Raw genomic sequence first — 18,461 nt, 5'->3', positions numbered from 1 at the left:
TAGAATGGTGTGGCGAAGCGTTAGGAGGGATCGTACTTGAAGCATAGCGAAAACGAGAGTGGAAGGGTCACTCGAAGTTCGCGAGCGAAAGATACGACAACGAGTAGCGAGTCTTACCATTCGTCTTTGTCTCATTAAGTCAGCCACACATTTATATGTGGCCGACTTCTATTGTATTTGCTTTTCCTTGAAATAAAAAAGCTGTGAGCATAGACCCCTGTAGGGGCTACAAGCTCTTAGCCTATATCAATGAAAAGAATGGTGTGGTATCGCAAAGCGATTGCCTTGCCATTCGCCTTGTTCATTCACCTTGTCAGCCACACACTCTCGTATGTGGCCGACCTCTAGTGCATCTTCTTTTCCCTTGAAAAGAAAATAGTCGTTTGCATAGCCTTTTGGCGAGAGCAATCAGCTTTATTTTGGACGGAGTGGCACTGCTTGCAGTTGCCATCCGCCCTTATATTTGTGTGGTTCCTTATTTTTCTTTTCAAGGTTTTTCTAAGGTGCGTCACCTGCAACAAACACGCATATGTATATATAGCGTGTTGTTGCAGGTAGTGCCCCAGTAGTTATTTTGTCTAATCAATTGATTTATAGCGATGTTTGGTGGTATTAATTTTTTTTACTACCTTTGAGGCGTGATGATGAAACACAGTCATTGAGTTCTTAGATATATCGCTTATTGGTCACAAAATGGTCACAGACCTTTTTTGAATTTCAGTAAGTGATTGGAAATAAATAAGATACAAAGATACGTTCGAGTCCGGCAAGAGGCTCAAAGGGTGTTAAAGTGTGGATTTCAGCACTTTAGCACCCTTTTTCTATTGTGAAATGAAGCCTATTTTGGAGGAGAGATATATGTGGTCTTTGTAGAGAGTCTTGGAAAAGATGCAGAGACTGCCAAAAACAAAAAGCTCTTTAATTTACCGATGAAAGAGGTAGATTAAAGAGCTTTAATAATGTCTCCTTCTGAAGGAGGACTGAAAACAAACTGTGATCTGCTTGGGGTTATTCTCTACCTTGAAAATCAATAAGATACAAAGAAGTGGTGCGGATATTCGGACTGGCTGTGAACCCCAATCAGCTAGGGGTCACTCCTCGAGGTTGTCTTTTGACATTAACTTCATTGCATCACTTTTGGCGGACTCCATAATACCAATGTATGGTCGCATTGAGTTGTAATCCGAGTGACCAGTCCACTGCATCACGATTGCTGGGGCGATACCGAGGCGGAGAGCGTTACAGATAAAAGTCCTGCGTCCAGCGTGCGAAGTGATGAGTGCATACTTCGGGTATATGCTCGTGACACGCTCACCAGCTTTTATATCTGTGACGGTTATTTTCTTATCAATACCTGCCAAGGCACAGATTTCTTTGAGGTAACGGTTATATACTTGATTAGAGTAGACAGGCAGTGCATACGCTCCGCCATCGTCTTTGTGGCGAGCTAGTATCTCACGTGAGTAGTCGTTTAAGTCTATGTGGAGGAGGTCGGTGGTTTTCTGTGTGGTGACCACTATATGAGTATCAGTTATGAACTCACGCTTTAATCCTTTTAAGTCACTATACCGCAGTGACGTAAAGCATTGGAAGCAGAAGCAGTCTCGCACATTACGCTGGTACTCCAGTGGAAAATCAAAGTAGTAAAGACGCATCAGCTCGTCCCACTCTAAAAAGATGATTTCCTTTTTCGTCTCTGTAATATTTGGCTTGAATGATAGGCAGTCTTTTGGTAGAGCGTAGCCCTTATCCACGCCCCATTTCAATACGTGGGTGAGCCGTTTGTATTGGTCTACAGCGGTATTGTTGGAGAGCTTATCTGTGTAAATGAGTTTGCGAAAGTAACCCTGCGACCATTTTGTGTCTAGGTCGGTAACCTCGGCTCGTGGTGAGTAGGCGAGTAGCTTATTACGAAGCACTCGGTGGCGTTTTAATGTACCCATAGTCCATTGATTGAGCACCGACTTTTCTGCTATGTATGCGTCTACAAGTTGGATCAGTGTTGTAACGCCTGACGAGGAGCTTCCTCGCCCGACTGCGTGCAGCAGGTCTTTTCGTATTTGCTCTACCGATGGCTCTTTGTCTAGTGCTTGGTAGTTTGCAAATATCCGATCCGTTTCGTCTTTGTAGCGCTGGATGAGGTTATTGATTTCATATGCTGGCGTCTTCTTATCAGTGTGTGTTGAGCGTGGCATCGCCTTTTGCATTTCAACGTCCCACTTGTCCACCTCCACTCTATATCCCAGTGAAAAGGCGATCCGCCTATTATTGTAGTAGATGATGAACCGCAGTCGTGCGGTAGTATCGTCTACTTTATCCAAGTTGATTGTGTACGTATATTTTAAGTGTCTCATTCTTTATAAAGCTGGTAATGATTGAGAGCAGTCTGTCATTCTTTTTCCTTAACGTTATTAACTCCTCGGTGGCGTCCGTCAGCTGTCGCACGAGCTTCGGGTCGTGTATCGGTTGCCGATCCGCAGGCACCTTCTTTATAGGCTGTGGTGTTGGCTCTCCTTTAATCAGATTTCCCTCCCCAGTGAGTACCCATTCAAGCGATACGTCAGGGTACAGCTCATTGAGCTTTATTAGATCGTCCGTATAAACTCGTGTGGCGTTTGATAGGAAGTTGATGTTCCTGCCAAGTGCGACCTCTAATCTATTAATATGCACTCCCTTTGCCTTTGCTACCGCCTTAAATCGTGACTTTATTTTCCTAGTATCATTCATTTTGTTAGCTGTGATATTATGTCGATGAGCTTAGCATTCTGTTGCTGGAGCTCTTGTATTTGCCGTGTTAGCTCTTGCACTTCACCTGCGAGAGTGCTGTTAACATGTTGCGTTTGGCTGTTATTATTGCCATTCGCTGTCTGCGTGATTTGCGTGCTATTGACTGCTCCACTTTTAAGCATACTGCCCTCACCAGTGACAAGCCACTCAAGTGATATATTCGGATATGCTCTGAGTATATTACGAACATATTTTGTACTGATTTCATCTTTAATGGAGCTAATATAGCCATTTGATGCCCCAATTGATTTCTCAAATTGGTAGATGCTAACTTCTTGATATTTAGCCAGTTGCCTGAGTCTTTGCTTGATTGTACTAGTATTCATACCATTACTTAGATAAGCTTGATATTATGTCTATGAGCTTGGCATTTTGTTGTTGTAGCTCTTGTATCCTCTTGGTTAAACGAAGCACATCATCTGCGTCAGCGTTGCTAATATGTTGCAATTGCCTGTTGCTGTCGCCATTTGCAACTTGACTGATTTGCGTGTTACTTGCCGATCCGCTTCTTAGCATACTACCTTCTCCAGCTATGATCCACTCTATTGATATATTCGGATATACTCGCATTATATTCCGAATGTATTTTGTGCTTATGTCATCCTTTATTGAGCTAAAGTACGCATTTGATGCCCCAATAGACTTCTCAAATTGACGGATGCTAATACCTTGAAAATCAATTACTTGCTTTAGTCTATCTTTTATCCCGTCTGTATTCATATTGGCATATATATTAAAATTGGTTAAATGTAGATATTTGCTTGCGGGTGCAAGGAAAATTCTCTACCTTTGCAATGTAGTTAATAAAGCGAATGTACATATATATGTATATAAGTTTTGCAATGTACAAATAAATGTATTTACAACCAAAAAGCGACTAAGAAAATGAACGACAAGACAGTAAAGGTACAATGGGACAATGGAGGAGGCAACGAGCTACAGGGCATCATCAAATTTGATAAGTACTTTTTCAATGTAGGTCTAAACCTACTTGATGAGCCGAGCTACCTAGGTTTTAACGACATGGAGGACAGGAGTGTGCTGGTATTCATCCACTGTGCAGACCCAACATACGAGGAGGTGTATGAGGGTGCGTTTGACAGTCTAGCTACTGCTCTTAATTGGCTACAAGAGATGACGGAGGATGAGATTGTAAGACTAACAAATAAGGCAATAGAAAACTGCAAAGAAGAAAAGACTATGGACGACAAGAATGTAAAGGTACAATGGGACAATGGTGGCGGTAACGACCTAGATGGGTCGTTGCTCGTGGAGGGCTATAAGGTACTAGTTGGGCTCCTAACTTACGGGGTGGATGAAGTATGGATGAGTGATGCTGAGAAACGCAAGGTGGTGCTTTTTCTACACTGCGTGGAGCCAGCCTACTACGAGATCTACGAGGACGTACACAATAGCCTCGCTGATGCTCTTAATTGGCTACAAGAGCTAAAGGAGTCCGAGGTTATTGAGATGATAGAAAAAGAGAAAGAATACTGCAACAGATAAGACCAAAAAGATTATGGACGACAAGAAACTGCCAGTTGTATGGCACATTGGTGAGACCTACTTACTTAACGGGCATGTAAAGTTTGGCGAGTATGAACTATATATAGGGATATACGAGACTCGCAAAAATAGCAACAACCCACGAGAGGCGGCTATGTTTTTACATAGTGGCAAACCCTGCGAGTTGGAGCTGATTGAGGCGACAGTCCCAAACATGGCTGTGGCGTTAAATGTGATAGGTTGGATAACGCAGGCTGATATAGCTAGAATGATTAAAGAAATGATGGAGGAATACTATGGATAAACGACTAAAGCTTGAGTGGCTAGATACTAACGACAACAACGTGTGGCAGTTTTGCCTACTACAATACAAAGAGCATAAACTAAGGATGTCCATACTCGTGGACAAAAGGGGCAAATACGCATTCCCAGTGCTTATTGAGATAATCAAGGAGGACTGCATACTTCCAATACAGATAGCGGTTTTTTATAGCTGCTGGGACGCAGTTGCTTATTGCAAAAACCTCTCTGAGGAGGAGCTTGATGCGTGGATAGAGGAGGAGTCGTTGCTACCAAGTGATGTGGCAGACTGGATCAGTGAATTTCAATAATACAAAAACTATGGACAAGACTAAACTTACAACGGTAATCGCATACAGTGGGCTGGTGCTAGTACTAGTTGCGATGGGGATTGCCTTTTTAGTAACCCCCAGCGGAGATACTGTACTAGACGTGTTGGAGAACGACTGCAGTAATAAGATAGTTGCATCTACCTTACTGCTGATCGGTATTGGAGCAGTATACGTTGCATACCGAATGAGATACGACGACAATGAATAACTAACAATGATGGAGCTCCAGCCAGTCACAGCGGTGAGGGTGCGGTTGCGAGCTAACTTACAAGCACAGCGGGTCGTTACCGCAGGAGCTCCATCATATTTTTGAATAAGAAAAGACTATGAGTTACAACAAAGTAAGAGTGACGGAGGAGCAGTACAACAAGGTGCTCCCATTGCTAAATAGCAAGGGTATTGAGATGCGAGCGTATGCCTACGAGATACTACGTGCCATGCGGGCGTTTGACGAGGTCGGCTATACTTATATCCGTCCTGACGGTTGCGGGTATCAGATCCGCTGGGCGACGAACGACACGCAGATGACAGTCTTACCGTTTGAGGAGTATATGAATCGGATGGCTGAAGGTATGTCTCCAATGCGTGCTTTTGAAAACTAAGATATAAAAGAAAAGACTATGAGTTTATACTGCAAAGTTGAATGCACACTCGAGGAACTTGAGGTGATACGAGTGGAGCTCGTAACTAGGGGGATGAGGTACATAGATACTGAATACACAGAGGACAAAATGCGAGAGGACTTCATAAACGACACAGTCACTCACATCGCACTCTATAATGACGGGAAAGCATTTGGTTGGGTGGATAAAGATGATCCGATGGAGACGATCGATTTTCAGTTATTTATGCGACGGCTTGATATGAACTTACCACCTCGGAGAGCCTTTCGTAAGGTAGCAACCTACAAGATGCCTTATTATCAAACAATTGAAAAATAGAAAAGACAAAAAGACTATGAGCATGTATTGTAAAGTAAAAGTAACAGAGGAGCAGTTTGAAGTTGTACTGCGTGAGATGCGTAACAGAGGGCTAACTATGAGCTCTCTTGCCTCTAGCGACAAACGAGCGAAACAAGATTTCGCTGAGCGTGGCTACTCTTACGTTGACATTGGGTGGAGTGGCAATACAATAGGATGGGCGTCAGAAAACTCAGACCTTGATGTGATGGAGTTTGAGGAGCTTATGGCTCGTCTTGACGCTGGAATACCGCCACTGCGTGCTTTCCGAAAGATACACACATATACAAACAAACAATAAAAACAAAGCGACTATGGAGAAGAAATATGAAATGCTAATGGACGACTGTGTCTCTTTTGAGTATAGAGGAGCATGGCACAAGCTCTACAGAATTAAAGCACTGCGAGAGTTTGGTGACGTAAGTAAAGGAGACGTCGGTGGTTACATTGAAAAAGAGGACAACCTCTCGCACAGTGGAATCTGCTGGGTTTATTGTGATGCCCGTGTATTCGATAACGCCCGTGTATTAGGCGATGCAGCCGTTTCGGGCAATGCACTCATAATGGCAAGTGCAACCATACGTGATAACGCTTTTGTGACAGACGACGCAAGAGTAACAGGTGGCGCTTTAGTTTGTGATGACGCTCATATTGGTGACAATGCGATCGTGAGTGACTCTGCTACAATAAGGGGGTACGCTAAGATAGTAGGTAATGCCAAAGTTCGTGATATAGCTATTGTCGGTGGTATGGCACGAGTAAGGGACAATTCGGCTGTTATTGAAAATGCTCAGGTGGATGGTATATGCTCTATTCACGGAAAAGCACTTATATGTGGAAATGCAATCATAGACGACGATTCAGACTACATAGTATTTAAGAATTGGTGGAGTAGCGGGCGTTACTTCACGTGGACTAGGCTAAATAACATGTGGGCCGTAGGATGCTTCTATGGCACGGGCGAGGAGCTTATTGAAAAAGCATACAAAGACAGCGACATCAGCGGTCGTGAATACGAGCGGGTTGTAAACTATGTAGAGGAGATTTTGAGAGATGGAAGAGAGTGAGCAACTAAAGGTGACCGACCTACGGATAGGCGACAAGGTGCGGGAGAAGAAGACGGGCTTTGAATTTATAGTGACGGGTATTCTTTGGGATTTGTTAGATGAGCCAACGAAAGCAGAACTATACCTAGACGAAAATGGGGGCGAGTTTGTGTATAAGGAGCTGGACGAGGTGGAGCTGATTGAGAAAGGAGGTGAGAGATGAAGACTAAGTGGTATAACTGGTGGGCAGAAAAGGGGGATGTTACGGCGGAGTATGAGGTGTATATGGATTGGAAAGAATTTCCACCATTTTGGGTGAAGTTCAAACTATTCATAGGGCTAGAAGTTGGCGACCGCTTTTGCGTAAACGTGACTGATTGGGAAGGTCGAGATGTCATAGCCCCTAAGAGGTTCGAAAGTCTTAAAGAAGCCGTTGATTATCTATCCAATGTGGACTGCGAGAAGTATGTAGATGAGCAGTGGGAGGAGTTTCAAAAAAAATGATTTAACAACTTAAAACAAGCAAAAGACATGGAAGCTAATTTTGTTTTTAGCGATTGGGATGTGATTATCTCGGGGGTAGAAGTGCAGATGCAAGCAGACGGTACAAGGCACACAGATGAGGGAGTGGAGAGGATCAAGATAAGGATCCGCTTCTTCAATGGAAGTCAGAACCCCGAGCTTAGGCTTAGGAGATATAACGCAAATGGCGTACTGGTGGAGAACTTAGCACTCAGGACCGATTGCAGTACTTACGATTTGTTCGCAACGTGTTACAGACACGTGAAGCGTATGAGAGAGGAGTGATGTTAGAGGTAGTAGACTAAAAAAAATAAGACTATGGAAAAGAAGTACGAAATACTAAAGAATGACTACATCACTGTGGACGGTCGCAGATTATATAGGATCCGTGCGTTGCGGGACTTTAGCACTGTATATGCTGGAGAGCTTGGCGGATACATAGAGAGCAAAAGAAACCTCTCCCACGATGGAGACTGCTGGATAGAGGGTGACGCAAAGGTGTATGGCGAGGCGTATGTTTGTGGTGACGCAGTTGTGTCTTACGAGGCACAGGTGTATGGCTCCGCTCTTGTGTTTGAACATGCACACGTGTACGGAAATGCCAGAGTATTTGAGAACGCCAAAGTCCGAGGCTATGCAATGGTCGGTGACCGTGCAAAACTATTTGACTCCGCTATAGTAGGTGAGAAAGCACAAGTCTACGAAGGTGCGACAATATCAGGTCTTGCACAAGTTGGTGGTAATGCTAGAGTCAGCGGTTGTGCGAGTGTGTTTGATATGGCTTTTGTAACTGGGCGCGCAATTGTTGATGGGCTTGCCGTCGTAAAGGATAATGCGGTTATAGCTGGGAACGCGATGCTCGGGTCACCTGATGGCTATCTCGTATTTACCGACTATTGGAGCTGGTTAGAGCCACGCTATATAACATACACGATGAGCAATAACAAGTGGTACTGCAATGGAAAGATATACGATGCCGATACGATGATAATAAAGTGCGGTGGATGCGATTACTTTTCAAAGACGCAGTATGAGAAAATGGTGGAATACGCAAAAAAGAAATCAAAGAGAGCATGAGAGTGAAATTTCTTGAGGGCAAGGTGGTATATATCGCTGGTGCGGTGTCAAACAGAAATATTAAAGAGGTGGTGATGGACTTCATCATCGTGGAGGACTTGCTAAAGAAGCGCGGTGTGAGAGAGGTGCTAAACCCACTGAGTAATGGATTGCCACTCTCTGCTAGCTGGGAAGACCACATGAAGGAGGATATTCGCCTGCTCACCCGAGCTGATTATGTGTTTATGCTGGAAGGCTGGGAGACCAGCCGAGGTGCAAAGATAGAGCACCGACTCGCAAAGGAACTAGGAATTGAAATAATATATCTAAACAAAAACAAACAATGAGTACAGAAGTATTGCTCACTGAACGTGAGATTTTACAGAAGAAGAAGTACGAGCGTATTGTAGACTCGTACACACGGCTACGAGGTAGCCAGCCTGCGACAGTATCCGACAATCGGATATTCATTGAGATAGCGAAGGAGGAGGAGATGTCCTCTAACCAAATCAGGAACATTGTTAAGAGGATGAACTATGGCAAGGAAGCGTAAGAAAGTGTACGGTATGGCTCCTCTACCTTTTCAGGGGCAGAAGCGTATGTGGAAAAGCGAGTTTAAGGAGGTAATCAGCGAGCTACCAGACGACACAGTTATTGTTGACCTTTTCGGTGGGTCGGGACTGCTCGCCCACTTCGCAAAAGAGACGAATAAAAACCTGAGGGTAATATACAACGACTACGACGACTACTCTAACCGACTCGCACATATAGATGAGACGAACGAGATACTCGCCAAGATTAGAGCGGTGTGCAAGCACCTACCTCGGACGGATCGGTTGCCAAAGGATGCGGAGGAGCAGATTAGAGATATACTCAAGGAGGCGTATGAAAATTATAGATACGTAGATTTCTACACAATTAGCAGAAGCATCGTATTTAGCTCTCGAGCAGTATCATCGTTTGAGGAGGTGCTGAGGAGCGGTTATTACAACAGGGTCGTCCGCAACCCATATACAGTGCATGGCTACCTAGATGGCGTTGAGGTAGTACGTGACGACTATACTGTGATACTGGATAAGTATAAAAATATGCCCAACGTTATATTCTTAATTGACCCACCTTATCTGAGTACAGACAACGCATCGTACGGAAGTGTAGATAGCTATGGGCTGTCGTGGAATATCCAACTACTGGATAATATCAGGCACCACAAGTACATACTATTCACCAGTGAGAAGTCGGAAATACTTGACTTGATGAAGTCGGTCCACAATGGCACGATGCTAGATGGGGTTGAAATCCGCACTCGCACATACGGAGTCGGTACTAAGAGCTTAAAAGGCACTACTGACAGAGATATGATTATGGTTGATGATATTATGATACTAAATATCAAAGACAAACCAAAGGTTACAGACGCCAAAAAAGGCGGGCTTTTTGCGTTTGTGCGGGGCTTATTTTCAAGATAGTAGCAATTAACGCAAAGACGGCAAAAACCCCTAAAAGCAAAGAAAATGAACGTAAACACAAACACGCAAAAACCTGCCGAGGTGGTGGTAGCAACCCCCGACCAGCTTGCGACAATGATCCGCGATGCTGTGAAGGTGGAGCTGGGCGCACGATTGGACGTGCCAAAGGAGCGTAAGATCGTCTCGGGACTAAAGAATATCTCCAAGGAGCTACAGATCTCCGAGAGGAAGTTGCTAGATATGATCCGCACTGGTACGCTCACCAAGAGCATACGCAAAAACGGTAATGTCTACCTATGTGACGTAAATGCTGCATTTGATGAATTATAAAACAGATTGACTATGGAATTTAATGTACTAATGAGCAGGGAAGAGCTGGACGCTTACCTGCGATGGGTGGACGAGACTGCGACACCCGAGATCAGGCAACGCCACGCTGAGGAGGGCAAGGAAGCCCTTGAGGCGGCACAGCAGATCTCCAATGTTGGTGTGCCAAAGGAGAATGGCAATACCGCTCCAGTAGCGAAAAAGCCACCATTGTTATTGAATGGGTCTGACGTGTTTAATCCGTCCGAGTTTGACGTGGATAGCACTGACGTAACACTTGAGGATACCAAGTTGAAGTTAGCAGAGCTGGCTCAGGAGGGTGGTCTGAAAAACGCCTGCTTTAGACTGATAGAGTACTACGCTGGAGCTGGAGCTGGTTTATCAAAGGTGGATCCGAAAAAGTACGGAGCTATATGCAACTCTGCTGACTATCTATTGAAAAACCGAATCGCCCTCACACGTTGGGCATACGGAGAGGACACTACAAAACCAGCACAATGAACGAACCAGTATGTGAGCAGGTAGGTGGCGAACACTATAAAGACCTACCCATCCAGCCGATTGATTATATCCACAGAAACGGACTTGGCTTCGTGGAGGGCTCTATAATAAAGTACGTAACTCGGTGGAGGAAAAAGAATGGACTACAAGACCTGCGTAAGGCAGAGTCACTGATTAAGTATTTAATTGATATAACAGAATTTGAACAGACAGGACTATGAGTAAGGAGACCTATTTTAAGGACAAGGAAGAGATGATTAACGCAGTTAAGTCTGCCAAGATGGTGTATATGCTTACACAAGAGGGCGACAACGAACCAGAGTTGGTACACCGATTCAATATGGAGAGTATGAGCGAGACTATCGCATTTATTGTTGCCAATTTTTTCCACGCTGCTGACTTGCTTGTTGATACGGATCAGGCGGTAGTAATAGCATCGGATGGTGCTACCTCGGTATTTCCAGCAGACCTTATCCGCAACATACAGGTGCTGATGTCTAAAATGAAAATGTACATCTATAAGGATGACGCAGATGACGATGAGTAAAGAAGTAAAGCACGAGGAGCGACAGCACGCAATGCTGTCGCCATCCTCCGCTCACCGCTGGTTACAATGTACTAACGCACCACGGTTTGAGGAACAATTCCCCGACAGCGAGTCGGAGGCTGCACGTGAGGGTACGATGGCTCACGAGCTTTGTGAAAAGGTTTTGAATGGTATTGAGATTGGCGACGACGTGGATCCAACAATGCTACGGCACGCCAAGCAGTACGCTGAGTACATTTACGCCATTGAGGCTAACTACAAAGAGCCGAGCAGGTTTGTGGAGACACGGCTCAGTTTAGATAAGTACGTGCCTCACAGCTTCGGTACTACAGACTGCATAATCATATCCGATAACGACCTCCACGTTGTGGACTTCAAATATGGTATGGGAGTGATGGTCAGTGTACTTGATAACCCGCAGATGATGATTTATGCCCTCGGGGCTTTAGAGGAGTATGGATGGCTGTACGACAATATTCAGACGGTCCACATGCACATCTACCAGCCGAGGATGGCTAACATCTGCGAGACGTCCATGACCGTTGACCGCCTCCGTGCTTGGGGTGAGATGGTGTTGAAGCCACTAGCTAAGAGAGCATACAATGGCGATGGCGTTTGGGACGTCGGTGAGTGGTGCCGTTTCTGTAGAGGTGGTGGTGCTTGTAAGGCTCGCCTTGAAAAGGAGATGGACGCATTCAAAGAGGTGGATGACAACTTCGATGATAACTTCTCCAACAACATCGCTGACGGCAAGTTGCTGGCAAAGTGGCTGGACGCAGGAGCACGCATCACCGACTTGATGAAGTCGGTACAAGACCATGCTCTTGCTATGGCGATGGCTGATCGTGGAAGCATACCCGGCTACAAAGTCGTACAAAAACGGACGATGCGTAGGTGGCGTGACGAGGAGGGGCTGATGAAGCGTCTGAGGCTACTCGGGTACAAAGAGGATACCTATCTAAACAAAAAGCTCCGTGGCATAGGGGAGCTCGAAAGGCGGCTGGAGGGTAGTGGTGTAAATCTCAATGCGTTTATTTACAAACCCGATGGTGCCCCTGAGCTGGTCGTTGCTACAGATAAGAGAGAGGAGATGATAACTGATGAACAGATTTTTTCATAATAACAAAAAGAGAAATGGAACAGATTAAAGTTGATGGTGCATCCATCGTTACTAGTGAGGTGAGACTGTCGTATGTGTATCTTGACAATGCTCGCAAGAGCGACGATACCAATGATGAGAAGTACACTTGTATGCTAATGATACCAAAGAGCGATGCTGGGCTCGTTGCTAGCATCAAACAGGCGATGAGCAATGCAGTGGAGCTCGGGAAGCAACGTGGCAAAGGTGATGTATCTAAAGGTCGCAACCCGCTAAGGGATGGTGACACACACACAAATATGAAGGGTGAGCTTCTTTGCGAGAAGGCTCCTGAGATTAAAGGGCATTACATTATGAACGTCTCAGCGAACACTACTAACCCACCGAGGCTCTATGTACCAAATGGTGATGGCAAGATGCGTCTCGCCAACGTCGGTGAGATTTACTCTGGTTGCTACGCACGAGTGTATCTAAACTTCTACGCTTACAATAACAAATCGGCTGGTATTGGAGCTGGGCTGAGGAGCGTTTGCAAAGTGCGTGATGGTGAGGTACTTGGCGAGGCTGGAATGAGCGACTCTGACGCCTTTGGTGCCGAGGTGGTTGCTGATAACACTGGCGATGAGTTTATGTAATTAGCAATGAGTCTGCCCATCACGCTATGGTGGTGGGCAGACCTTTTATTTTCACTGTATGAGCATAAAGTTAAAACCATCTAGACGATCGGGCAATGTGCTGTCACGGCACCCAACTATGTACTACAGAAGTATCACTGAGGCTAAGCTGAGCAGGCAAGAGGTTACCTCGTTAATTAGTGAAAAATCGGACGAGCAGACGCTGACTGTAAATCGTGTGCTTCGTGCACTGGCTGAGGTGATTGGCGAGTATCTGTCTCGTGGGTGCAAAGTGGAAGTCCACTGCGTTGGTGAGTTTTCAAACAATATCCGAAGTAGTGGTCTTTGCGTTGATGAAAGCCAGCCTCCTAGCGAAGAGGTGCTGAAGTATACAATCCGCTTTTCACCAAACGCAGATGTTATGAAAATTATAAAAGAAACGGGCAAGGAGTTTATCAATGAATGAGTATAAAATTGCTGTAGCAAATAGTCGCACCGCAAAGTTTTGGGCTAACGAGGAGGTGTCGTGGGGGGAGCTTAAAAAACGGCTCACATCTTACGTATTTACGCCTGAGACTGCCGAGGAGTACAAACTATTGACGAACAAACAAAGAGGCGACACAAAAGACGTGGGAGGCTTTGTCGGTGGACACCTAGGTGGCAATGGGGAGCGGAAGAAAGAGAATGTAATATGCCGCAGTCTTATTACAATTGATATTGATAAGGCACACGAGATGCCGTGTTTTGATGGGCTAAAGGACTACCGATATATAATTTACTCTACACACTCATACACTGAGTCGGCTCCGTGCGTCCGCATCGTCTTACCTTTGAATAGAGATGTGGAGCCACTTGAGTATAGAGCCATCTGCCATTACCTTTGTGGCGTTGTCGGTCTTGACGGGATAGACATCAGCTGTTGCGAGCCTGAGCGGCTAATGTTTTACCCATCTGTGCCGAGAGACGTAGTGCCGTTTACTAGTGTAAACGAGGGTGACTGCGTTGATGCAGATTGGATATTATCCCAGTACAGTAATTGGAAAAACCCAGCCGAATGGGCTGGAGCATCTGATGGGGAACTGAGGCGATACGCTGTACCGCTTGTGACGGTGACGAGAAGCGATGTGGCAGGCACGTCCGACCAGAGTAATACGAATCGGATCCGAACGATTGACGTAGGCGAGTCTCGCCTTGCTGTGGAGGACCCGACAACTAAGGCTGGGGTCGTTGGTGCGTGGTGCAGGGCTGTATCAATTTACGAGGCGTTAGCTATTTGCTCCCACGTTTACGAGCCTACTAATAACAGAGATCGGTACACGTTTAGAGGAGCCGAGAGTGACGCTGGGGTGGTAGTTTATGATGGTAAGTGGATATATTCAAATCATAGCAATAAGGATCCAAACGCTGGCAAACTGCTAAATAGTTTTGACCTAGTCAGGCTGATTTTGTTTGGAAGTCAAGACGCCAGCAGTCGTGTACAGATAGAGAGCAACAAACCGAGCTACATTGCAATGTGCCAATACGCAATGGACAATCCTGTCGTGCGTGGGGCGATGACGCAAATGGAGTACGAAGAGGCTAATCGTGCGTATGGCTATGAGGTTGTATATAACGGAGACCAGCAGGAGGAACCAACAGAGGATAACAAATCGCCTGCAGAGTGGATGAGTGAGCTTGACTCCCTCCGTGACGTAAAAAGTGGTGAGCTGAAGCCGAGCGTGCTTGCCTTTAGTTTGATACTAAAGAATGATATCCGACTCATTAAAGGGAACGTGATGTACGATGAGTTTAGTGATATGATAACTGTAGTTGGTGATATTGTTTGGAGGGCTACCGATGATCACCAGTGGACGGATGTTGATATGGCGTGCTTGGAGCTAGAGGTGCAGAAGCTGTGGGGGCTGGAGAATAAAGGTCGCCTGCTGAGGACGGCATTCTTTTCCACGTTTGGGGATAAGACATTCCGATACAACCCAGTCACGGACTATATACAGTCGCAAAAGTGGGATGGCGTACCACGTGTTGAGGAGCTATTCATAAAGTACCTCGGGGTACCTGATGAGAAGCTCTACAGAGAAATCAGTCGCAAGGCTCTGGTCGCTTGCGTTGCACGAGTGTTTGATCCTGGGTGCAAGTTTGACCAAATAACGATACTCAGTGGATCGCAGGGGGCTGGTAAGTCTACACTGCTATACAAACTCTCTGGGGACGGTGAATGGTTTAATGAGAGTATGGATCTGAGTGCACAGAATAACAAACTAGAGGAGGCGGTCGTTGGTAGCTGGATAATTGAGCTAGCAGAGATGCAAGGGCATAACAAAAAAGACGTGGAGAGTATGAAGTCTTTTATCTCAAAACGGCAGGACAAGTTTAGAGGAGCTTATAAGGAGTTTACTGTGATACATAAAAGGTCGTGCGTCTTTTTCGGCACTACAAACGAGCGTGAGATACTTCGTGACCTTACGGGCAACCGCAGGTATTGGATCCTCCCTTGCGATAAGACGAAAGCAGTTGAGGACGTTTGGAGCTTATCTCAAGACGAGGTGATGCAGGTATGGGCTGAGGCGTACGTGCTATGGCGTATGGGTGAGAAGTTAATGCTTGATGATGATATGAGTGCTACGCTGGTGACACAGCAGAAGGAATTTGACGCAAACCAAAGCGAGCTTGCCGAGCTGGAGGAGTGGCTGGACACACCTTTGCCTGCTAAGTCTAATTGGGAGAAGCTCACCAAGGAGGAGCGGAGGTTGTATTTCACCGCTCCGAGGATGCTTGACCTCATCGCATTGGGCGACCCAGTCGCACCACGTGACAGCGTCTCACCTTTAGAAGTGTACAACGAGTTCTATGGTGATACGAATATTAAGTTTAAGACAGCCCAGTGCAAAACGATAGCTCTAATGCTAGATCAGCTGGATGGGTGGAAGCGTGATCCAGTGAGGAGGCGTGTCAGTGGCTACGGTAGACAAATCTGCTACACGAGGATAAAAGGGGACTTTATAAAGCAACCGCAACTGAGTGTTGGTGCTGTAGTTGATTACGAAAACGGCAAAATTTGGACGCAGGGAGCTTTTGAATTATAGTGCGGACGGACTGCAGGTCTGCAGTAATTAGTGCAGACCTGCTGTGCCGTCCGTCGTGAGTTTGTAATTGTAGAGCGTGTAAAACAATAATAATGGTCTGCTGGACTGCAGTATTTATAGTAGTATGTGTGGGAATAGATATAGAGTAGTAGTGTGGTGGTATATATACACACACAATCCTACACACAGTGTATGGGAAACTGTCCAAATGCGGACCTGCGGTGCACCGACCAAGCGACACACCGCATGCGGTGCGTGAAGTCGCAGTGGACTGCGGAGAGAACCCTGCAGTCCACATTGTATATACCACGCAGTCCATTGTATATAATTTATTAAATATTCATAATGATAGAGAGCGAAAAGGTTTTAGAACGGAAACTCCAGCAGATGGTGCGTGAAAAACTGCGTGGAGTAGCAGTGAAATACACTAGTCAGACAGAGGTCGGTTACCCCGACCGACTGTGTCTTGTGAAAGACAGATGCTTTTGGGTAGAACTCAAATCAACTGGTGAGCGACCAACAGCAATACAAGAATACCGCCACAGCCAACTACGCAGAATGGGTCAGCGAGTGTACGTGGTGGATAGTACGGAGAGCTTGGAAGCCGTAATTGAAAAAGAGAGGAGGATCTGCAATGTTAGATAAGTCGCAGATGCATAACTACCAAACCGAGGCGGTCGCTTACATAAAACGAATGAAGCGGTGTGGTTTATTTCTAGAGATGGGACTCGGTAAGACGGTGATCACCCTTACCGCAATAGAGGAGCTAATCTTTTCCGACTTTGAGGTGAGGAAAGTTTTGGTAATTGCTCCGAAGCAGGTAGCCCTCCACACGTGGTCTGACGAGGTAGGTGAGTGGAACCACCTACAGAAGCTCAGAGTAGCCGTTGCGGTAGGAACAAAAAAGCAAAGAATGGACGCTTTACAGTCGGAGGCAGAAGTGTATACGATTAACAGAGAGAACGTGCAATGGCTACTAAACGATAGTGGGCTTCCGTTTGATTACGACATGGTCGTGGTAGATGAGCTCAGCAGTTTTAAGTCACCGAAGGCGAAGCGGTGGAAGGCACTTCGCAAAAAGTTTGGATGCTACTCGTACTTCGTTGGGCTGACTGGTACCCCATCCCCGAATGGTTATATGGACTTGTGGAGCCAGTGTGCGTTGATAGATAATGGCGTGGCACTTGAAAAGACAATGACGCAATACCGAATGAAGTACTTTGTCCCTCTGTATGGGCAGGGGCATATTGTTTACAAGTGGGGCTATCGTGATGGGGCTAGGCAGGCTATTGAGGAGCGTGTCTCTACTATTGCGATGAGTATGCAGGCAAATGACTACCTCACTCTGCCAGCCGTTAATTATGTGGATGTGCCTATCTATCTAACGGACGCTGAGATGAAGCTCTATAAACGTTTTGAGCGTGATCGGGTATTGGAGCTAACAGACGGAGGCGCGATCCTAGCTACCAATGCAGCAGTGCTTTGTGGTAAGTTACTACAATTTTGCTCAGGAGCCGTTTATTTTGAAGAGGATGATACTTTGGACGCAACAGGCACAGAAGAGCCCGTGTGCGTAAAATTAGACGGCAAAAAAGAAGCGTCCGAGGATATTGATGAATTGGAAAAGTTTGGAGCACGCTCCGACGATGCGTCTTATGTTAAAAGTGGGATAGACTCAAAGTATGAACGCTTCCTCGATTTCCTAGACGAGACGTCCGAGAATGTTTTAATCCTTTATAGCTTTAGACACGAGTATGACCGCCTAAAGCAGATCACTGGTGCGAAGTCACTGCACACGGATGGTGTGTTTGAGAAGTGGAATAAAGGTGAGGTCTCTCGCCTACTCGGCCACCCGAAGTCTATGGGGCACGGACTGAACATGCAGAGTGGCGGTCGTATAGTTGCGTGGTACGGTCTTACGTGGTCGCTGGAGGAGTGGCAACAAGCTAACGCTCGCTTATATAGGCAAGGGCAAAAGAAGCCAGTATTTGTTTACAGGTTTTATTGCGTTGGCACTATTGAGGAGCGGATAATAAAGTCCCTGACGGATAAGAAGTCTACTCAGCAGGCTCTGATGGATGCAGTGAAAAGCACCTGCGAAAGTGTTATGGCGGATTGATTTATTTTGTTATCTTTGTCGTGTCTAAAGAAAAGACGTTGCGTTTTTGCATTCGTTGAATTTTTAGCATTTGTCATGTCGTGGTGGAGTTTTAATAGCTCCACCACTTCTTTTGTTTATAGGAAAAGTTTCTACTGCGGAAAAAGTTTCTGCAGGAAAAGTTTCTACTGCAGGAAAAGTTTCTCCGATAAAAG

The 18,461-nt window shown here is 45.7% G+C and carries 29 protein-coding genes; 25 read left to right on the top strand and 4 right to left on the bottom strand.

Translation table 11 applies throughout. The features are described 5' to 3' along the window. Positions 1-1,091 precede the first annotated feature (1,091 nt). Genes MWL85_RS04310 through MWL85_RS04295 form a run of 4 tightly spaced genes read right to left on the bottom strand, consistent with a single transcriptional unit; the run spans position 1,092 to position 3,507 of the window. The gene (locus MWL85_RS04310) at positions 1,092-2,354 is read right to left on the bottom strand and encodes a site-specific integrase (protein ID WP_244401566.1); all 1,263 of its coding nucleotides are present in this window, start codon (positions 2,352-2,354) and stop codon (positions 1,092-1,094) included. Beyond that, positions 2,314-2,727, bottom strand: a complete 414-nt coding sequence (locus MWL85_RS04305; protein WP_244401565.1) for a hypothetical protein — start codon at positions 2,725-2,727, stop codon at positions 2,314-2,316. The genes MWL85_RS04310 and MWL85_RS04305 overlap by 41 nt, the downstream gene beginning before the upstream one ends. Continuing rightward, on the bottom strand, positions 2,724-3,113 hold the full coding sequence (locus MWL85_RS04300; RefSeq protein ID WP_244401564.1) for a hypothetical protein: 390 nt from the start codon (positions 3,111-3,113) through the stop codon (positions 2,724-2,726). Before MWL85_RS04300 ends, MWL85_RS04305 begins: the two co-directional genes overlap by 4 nt. Positions 3,114-3,117: 4 nt before the next feature. Beyond that, on the bottom strand, positions 3,118-3,507 hold the full coding sequence (locus tag MWL85_RS04295; protein WP_244401563.1) for a hypothetical protein: 390 nt from the start codon (positions 3,505-3,507) through the stop codon (positions 3,118-3,120). Positions 3,508-3,672: 165 nt separating this feature from the next. Between MWL85_RS04295 and MWL85_RS04290 the strand changes: the two genes are divergently transcribed. The 25 genes from MWL85_RS04290 (at position 3,673) to MWL85_RS04170 (ending at position 18,267) form a co-directional block, all read left to right on the top strand. Beyond that, on the top strand, positions 3,673-4,293 hold the full coding sequence (locus MWL85_RS04290) for a hypothetical protein (protein ID WP_244401562.1): 621 nt from the start codon (positions 3,673-3,675) through the stop codon (positions 4,291-4,293). 13 nt (positions 4,294-4,306) lie between these two features. After that, complete coding sequence (locus tag MWL85_RS04285) at positions 4,307-4,597, top strand: hypothetical protein (protein WP_244401561.1); 291 nt, start codon at positions 4,307-4,309, stop codon at positions 4,595-4,597. Next, positions 4,590-4,904, top strand: a complete 315-nt coding sequence (locus MWL85_RS04280; protein ID WP_244401560.1) for a hypothetical protein — start codon at positions 4,590-4,592, stop codon at positions 4,902-4,904. Before MWL85_RS04285 ends, MWL85_RS04280 begins: the two co-directional genes overlap by 8 nt. A gap of 10 nt (positions 4,905-4,914) precedes the next feature. After that, positions 4,915-5,133 (top strand): hypothetical protein, encoded by a 219-nt coding sequence (locus MWL85_RS04275; protein WP_244401559.1) that lies wholly within the window; start codon positions 4,915-4,917, stop codon positions 5,131-5,133. 118 nt (positions 5,134-5,251) lie between these two features. Next, positions 5,252-5,527: a hypothetical protein gene (locus tag MWL85_RS04270; protein ID WP_244401558.1), complete on the top strand. Its 276-nt coding sequence runs from the start codon at positions 5,252-5,254 to the stop codon at positions 5,525-5,527. Positions 5,528-5,545: 18 nt separating this feature from the next. Next, on the top strand, positions 5,546-5,866 hold the full coding sequence (locus MWL85_RS04265) for a hypothetical protein (protein WP_244401557.1): 321 nt from the start codon (positions 5,546-5,548) through the stop codon (positions 5,864-5,866). A 16-nt stretch (positions 5,867-5,882) separates the two neighbouring features. Next, positions 5,883-6,185: a hypothetical protein gene (locus MWL85_RS04260; protein WP_244401556.1), complete on the top strand. Its 303-nt coding sequence runs from the start codon at positions 5,883-5,885 to the stop codon at positions 6,183-6,185. A 13-nt stretch (positions 6,186-6,198) separates the two neighbouring features. Then, positions 6,199-6,951, top strand: a complete 753-nt coding sequence (locus tag MWL85_RS04255; RefSeq protein WP_244401555.1) for an LbetaH domain-containing protein — start codon at positions 6,199-6,201, stop codon at positions 6,949-6,951. Then, the gene (locus tag MWL85_RS04250; protein ID WP_244401554.1) at positions 6,938-7,153 is read left to right on the top strand and encodes a hypothetical protein; all 216 of its coding nucleotides are present in this window, start codon (positions 6,938-6,940) and stop codon (positions 7,151-7,153) included. Before MWL85_RS04255 ends, MWL85_RS04250 begins: the two co-directional genes overlap by 14 nt. Then, positions 7,150-7,434, top strand: a complete 285-nt coding sequence (locus MWL85_RS04245) for a hypothetical protein (RefSeq protein ID WP_244401553.1) — start codon at positions 7,150-7,152, stop codon at positions 7,432-7,434. The genes MWL85_RS04250 and MWL85_RS04245 overlap by 4 nt, the downstream gene beginning before the upstream one ends. Positions 7,435-7,461: 27 nt before the next feature. Beyond that, positions 7,462-7,737: a hypothetical protein gene (locus MWL85_RS04240; protein ID WP_244401552.1), complete on the top strand. Its 276-nt coding sequence runs from the start codon at positions 7,462-7,464 to the stop codon at positions 7,735-7,737. Positions 7,738-7,770: 33 nt separating this feature from the next. Then, positions 7,771-8,529 (top strand): LbetaH domain-containing protein, encoded by a 759-nt coding sequence (locus MWL85_RS04235; RefSeq protein WP_244401551.1) that lies wholly within the window; start codon positions 7,771-7,773, stop codon positions 8,527-8,529. Next, on the top strand, positions 8,526-8,855 hold the full coding sequence (locus MWL85_RS04230) for a DUF4406 domain-containing protein (RefSeq protein WP_244401550.1): 330 nt from the start codon (positions 8,526-8,528) through the stop codon (positions 8,853-8,855). Before MWL85_RS04235 ends, MWL85_RS04230 begins: the two co-directional genes overlap by 4 nt. Then, the gene (locus tag MWL85_RS04225; protein ID WP_244401549.1) at positions 8,852-9,061 is read left to right on the top strand and encodes a hypothetical protein; all 210 of its coding nucleotides are present in this window, start codon (positions 8,852-8,854) and stop codon (positions 9,059-9,061) included. Before MWL85_RS04230 ends, MWL85_RS04225 begins: the two co-directional genes overlap by 4 nt. Beyond that, positions 9,045-9,977 carry a DNA adenine methylase gene (locus MWL85_RS04220; protein WP_244401548.1) on the top strand — a complete coding sequence of 311 codons (933 nt, stop codon included), beginning with the start codon at positions 9,045-9,047 and terminating at the stop codon, positions 9,975-9,977. Before MWL85_RS04225 ends, MWL85_RS04220 begins: the two co-directional genes overlap by 17 nt. A gap of 45 nt (positions 9,978-10,022) precedes the next feature. Continuing rightward, the gene (locus MWL85_RS04215) at positions 10,023-10,307 is read left to right on the top strand and encodes a hypothetical protein (RefSeq protein ID WP_244401547.1); all 285 of its coding nucleotides are present in this window, start codon (positions 10,023-10,025) and stop codon (positions 10,305-10,307) included. 12 nt (positions 10,308-10,319) lie between these two features. Then, positions 10,320-10,805 carry a hypothetical protein gene (locus MWL85_RS04210; protein ID WP_244401546.1) on the top strand — a complete coding sequence of 162 codons (486 nt, stop codon included), beginning with the start codon at positions 10,320-10,322 and terminating at the stop codon, positions 10,803-10,805. Next, a complete protein-coding gene (locus MWL85_RS04205; protein WP_244401545.1) occupies positions 10,802-11,026 on the top strand; it encodes a DUF3310 domain-containing protein in 225 nt (74 codons plus the stop codon). Before MWL85_RS04210 ends, MWL85_RS04205 begins: the two co-directional genes overlap by 4 nt. After that, positions 11,023-11,352 carry a hypothetical protein gene (locus tag MWL85_RS04200; RefSeq protein ID WP_244401544.1) on the top strand — a complete coding sequence of 110 codons (330 nt, stop codon included), beginning with the start codon at positions 11,023-11,025 and terminating at the stop codon, positions 11,350-11,352. The genes MWL85_RS04205 and MWL85_RS04200 overlap by 4 nt, the downstream gene beginning before the upstream one ends. Beyond that, a complete protein-coding gene (locus MWL85_RS04195) occupies positions 11,345-12,472 on the top strand; it encodes a DUF2800 domain-containing protein (RefSeq protein WP_244401543.1) in 1,128 nt (375 codons plus the stop codon). The genes MWL85_RS04200 and MWL85_RS04195 overlap by 8 nt, the downstream gene beginning before the upstream one ends. A gap of 14 nt (positions 12,473-12,486) precedes the next feature. Beyond that, positions 12,487-13,086: an ssDNA-binding protein gene (locus MWL85_RS04190; RefSeq protein ID WP_244401542.1), complete on the top strand. Its 600-nt coding sequence runs from the start codon at positions 12,487-12,489 to the stop codon at positions 13,084-13,086. A gap of 58 nt (positions 13,087-13,144) precedes the next feature. After that, positions 13,145-13,531 carry an HU family DNA-binding protein gene (locus MWL85_RS04185; RefSeq protein WP_244401541.1) on the top strand — a complete coding sequence of 129 codons (387 nt, stop codon included), beginning with the start codon at positions 13,145-13,147 and terminating at the stop codon, positions 13,529-13,531. Beyond that, positions 13,524-16,148, top strand: a complete 2,625-nt coding sequence (locus MWL85_RS04180; RefSeq protein ID WP_244401540.1) for a virulence-associated E family protein — start codon at positions 13,524-13,526, stop codon at positions 16,146-16,148. Before MWL85_RS04185 ends, MWL85_RS04180 begins: the two co-directional genes overlap by 8 nt. A gap of 345 nt (positions 16,149-16,493) precedes the next feature. Continuing rightward, positions 16,494-16,793 (top strand): VRR-NUC domain-containing protein, encoded by a 300-nt coding sequence (locus MWL85_RS04175; RefSeq protein WP_244401539.1) that lies wholly within the window; start codon positions 16,494-16,496, stop codon positions 16,791-16,793. Positions 16,794-16,800: 7 nt separating this feature from the next. After that, positions 16,801-18,267, top strand: a complete 1,467-nt coding sequence (locus MWL85_RS04170; RefSeq protein WP_244401538.1) for a DEAD/DEAH box helicase — start codon at positions 16,801-16,803, stop codon at positions 18,265-18,267. Positions 18,268-18,461: the final 194 nt, after the last annotated feature.

Source organism: Porphyromonas somerae (assembly GCF_022845615.1).
Taxonomy (GTDB): domain Bacteria; phylum Bacteroidota; class Bacteroidia; order Bacteroidales; family Porphyromonadaceae; genus Porphyromonas_A; species Porphyromonas_A somerae.
Note: the sequence above shows the minus strand (reverse complement) of the source record. Positions and strands in the feature narration are given on the sequence as shown.

Bases quoted from the DNA above. Each gene is read 5' to 3' on its own strand.
- MWL85_RS04310 (WP_244401566.1), bottom strand. From the start codon at position 2,354: ATGAGACACTTAAAATATACGTACACAATCAACTTGGATAAAGTAGAC.
- MWL85_RS04305 (WP_244401565.1), bottom strand. From the start codon at position 2,727: ATGAATGATACTAGGAAAATAAAGTCACGATTTAAGGCGGTAGCAAAG.
- MWL85_RS04300 (WP_244401564.1), bottom strand. From the start codon at position 3,113: ATGAATACTAGTACAATCAAGCAAAGACTCAGGCAACTGGCTAAATAT.
- MWL85_RS04295 (WP_244401563.1), bottom strand. From the start codon at position 3,507: ATGAATACAGACGGGATAAAAGATAGACTAAAGCAAGTAATTGATTTT.
- MWL85_RS04290 (WP_244401562.1), top strand. From the start codon at position 3,673: ATGAACGACAAGACAGTAAAGGTACAATGGGACAATGGAGGAGGCAAC.
- MWL85_RS04285 (WP_244401561.1), top strand. From the start codon at position 4,307: ATGGACGACAAGAAACTGCCAGTTGTATGGCACATTGGTGAGACCTAC.
- MWL85_RS04280 (WP_244401560.1), top strand. From the start codon at position 4,590: ATGGATAAACGACTAAAGCTTGAGTGGCTAGATACTAACGACAACAAC.
- MWL85_RS04275 (WP_244401559.1), top strand. From the start codon at position 4,915: ATGGACAAGACTAAACTTACAACGGTAATCGCATACAGTGGGCTGGTG.
- MWL85_RS04270 (WP_244401558.1), top strand. From the start codon at position 5,252: ATGAGTTACAACAAAGTAAGAGTGACGGAGGAGCAGTACAACAAGGTG.
- MWL85_RS04265 (WP_244401557.1), top strand. From the start codon at position 5,546: ATGAGTTTATACTGCAAAGTTGAATGCACACTCGAGGAACTTGAGGTG.
- MWL85_RS04260 (WP_244401556.1), top strand. From the start codon at position 5,883: ATGAGCATGTATTGTAAAGTAAAAGTAACAGAGGAGCAGTTTGAAGTT.
- MWL85_RS04255 (WP_244401555.1), top strand. From the start codon at position 6,199: ATGGAGAAGAAATATGAAATGCTAATGGACGACTGTGTCTCTTTTGAG.
- MWL85_RS04250 (WP_244401554.1), top strand. From the start codon at position 6,938: ATGGAAGAGAGTGAGCAACTAAAGGTGACCGACCTACGGATAGGCGAC.
- MWL85_RS04245 (WP_244401553.1), top strand. From the start codon at position 7,150: ATGAAGACTAAGTGGTATAACTGGTGGGCAGAAAAGGGGGATGTTACG.
- MWL85_RS04240 (WP_244401552.1), top strand. From the start codon at position 7,462: ATGGAAGCTAATTTTGTTTTTAGCGATTGGGATGTGATTATCTCGGGG.
- MWL85_RS04235 (WP_244401551.1), top strand. From the start codon at position 7,771: ATGGAAAAGAAGTACGAAATACTAAAGAATGACTACATCACTGTGGAC.
- MWL85_RS04230 (WP_244401550.1), top strand. From the start codon at position 8,526: ATGAGAGTGAAATTTCTTGAGGGCAAGGTGGTATATATCGCTGGTGCG.
- MWL85_RS04225 (WP_244401549.1), top strand. From the start codon at position 8,852: ATGAGTACAGAAGTATTGCTCACTGAACGTGAGATTTTACAGAAGAAG.
- MWL85_RS04220 (WP_244401548.1), top strand. From the start codon at position 9,045: ATGGCAAGGAAGCGTAAGAAAGTGTACGGTATGGCTCCTCTACCTTTT.
- MWL85_RS04215 (WP_244401547.1), top strand. From the start codon at position 10,023: ATGAACGTAAACACAAACACGCAAAAACCTGCCGAGGTGGTGGTAGCA.
- MWL85_RS04210 (WP_244401546.1), top strand. From the start codon at position 10,320: ATGGAATTTAATGTACTAATGAGCAGGGAAGAGCTGGACGCTTACCTG.
- MWL85_RS04205 (WP_244401545.1), top strand. From the start codon at position 10,802: ATGAACGAACCAGTATGTGAGCAGGTAGGTGGCGAACACTATAAAGAC.
- MWL85_RS04200 (WP_244401544.1), top strand. From the start codon at position 11,023: ATGAGTAAGGAGACCTATTTTAAGGACAAGGAAGAGATGATTAACGCA.
- MWL85_RS04195 (WP_244401543.1), top strand. From the start codon at position 11,345: ATGAGTAAAGAAGTAAAGCACGAGGAGCGACAGCACGCAATGCTGTCG.
- MWL85_RS04190 (WP_244401542.1), top strand. From the start codon at position 12,487: ATGGAACAGATTAAAGTTGATGGTGCATCCATCGTTACTAGTGAGGTG.
- MWL85_RS04185 (WP_244401541.1), top strand. From the start codon at position 13,145: ATGAGCATAAAGTTAAAACCATCTAGACGATCGGGCAATGTGCTGTCA.
- MWL85_RS04180 (WP_244401540.1), top strand. From the start codon at position 13,524: ATGAATGAGTATAAAATTGCTGTAGCAAATAGTCGCACCGCAAAGTTT.
- MWL85_RS04175 (WP_244401539.1), top strand. From the start codon at position 16,494: ATGATAGAGAGCGAAAAGGTTTTAGAACGGAAACTCCAGCAGATGGTG.
- MWL85_RS04170 (WP_244401538.1), top strand. From the start codon at position 16,801: ATGCATAACTACCAAACCGAGGCGGTCGCTTACATAAAACGAATGAAG.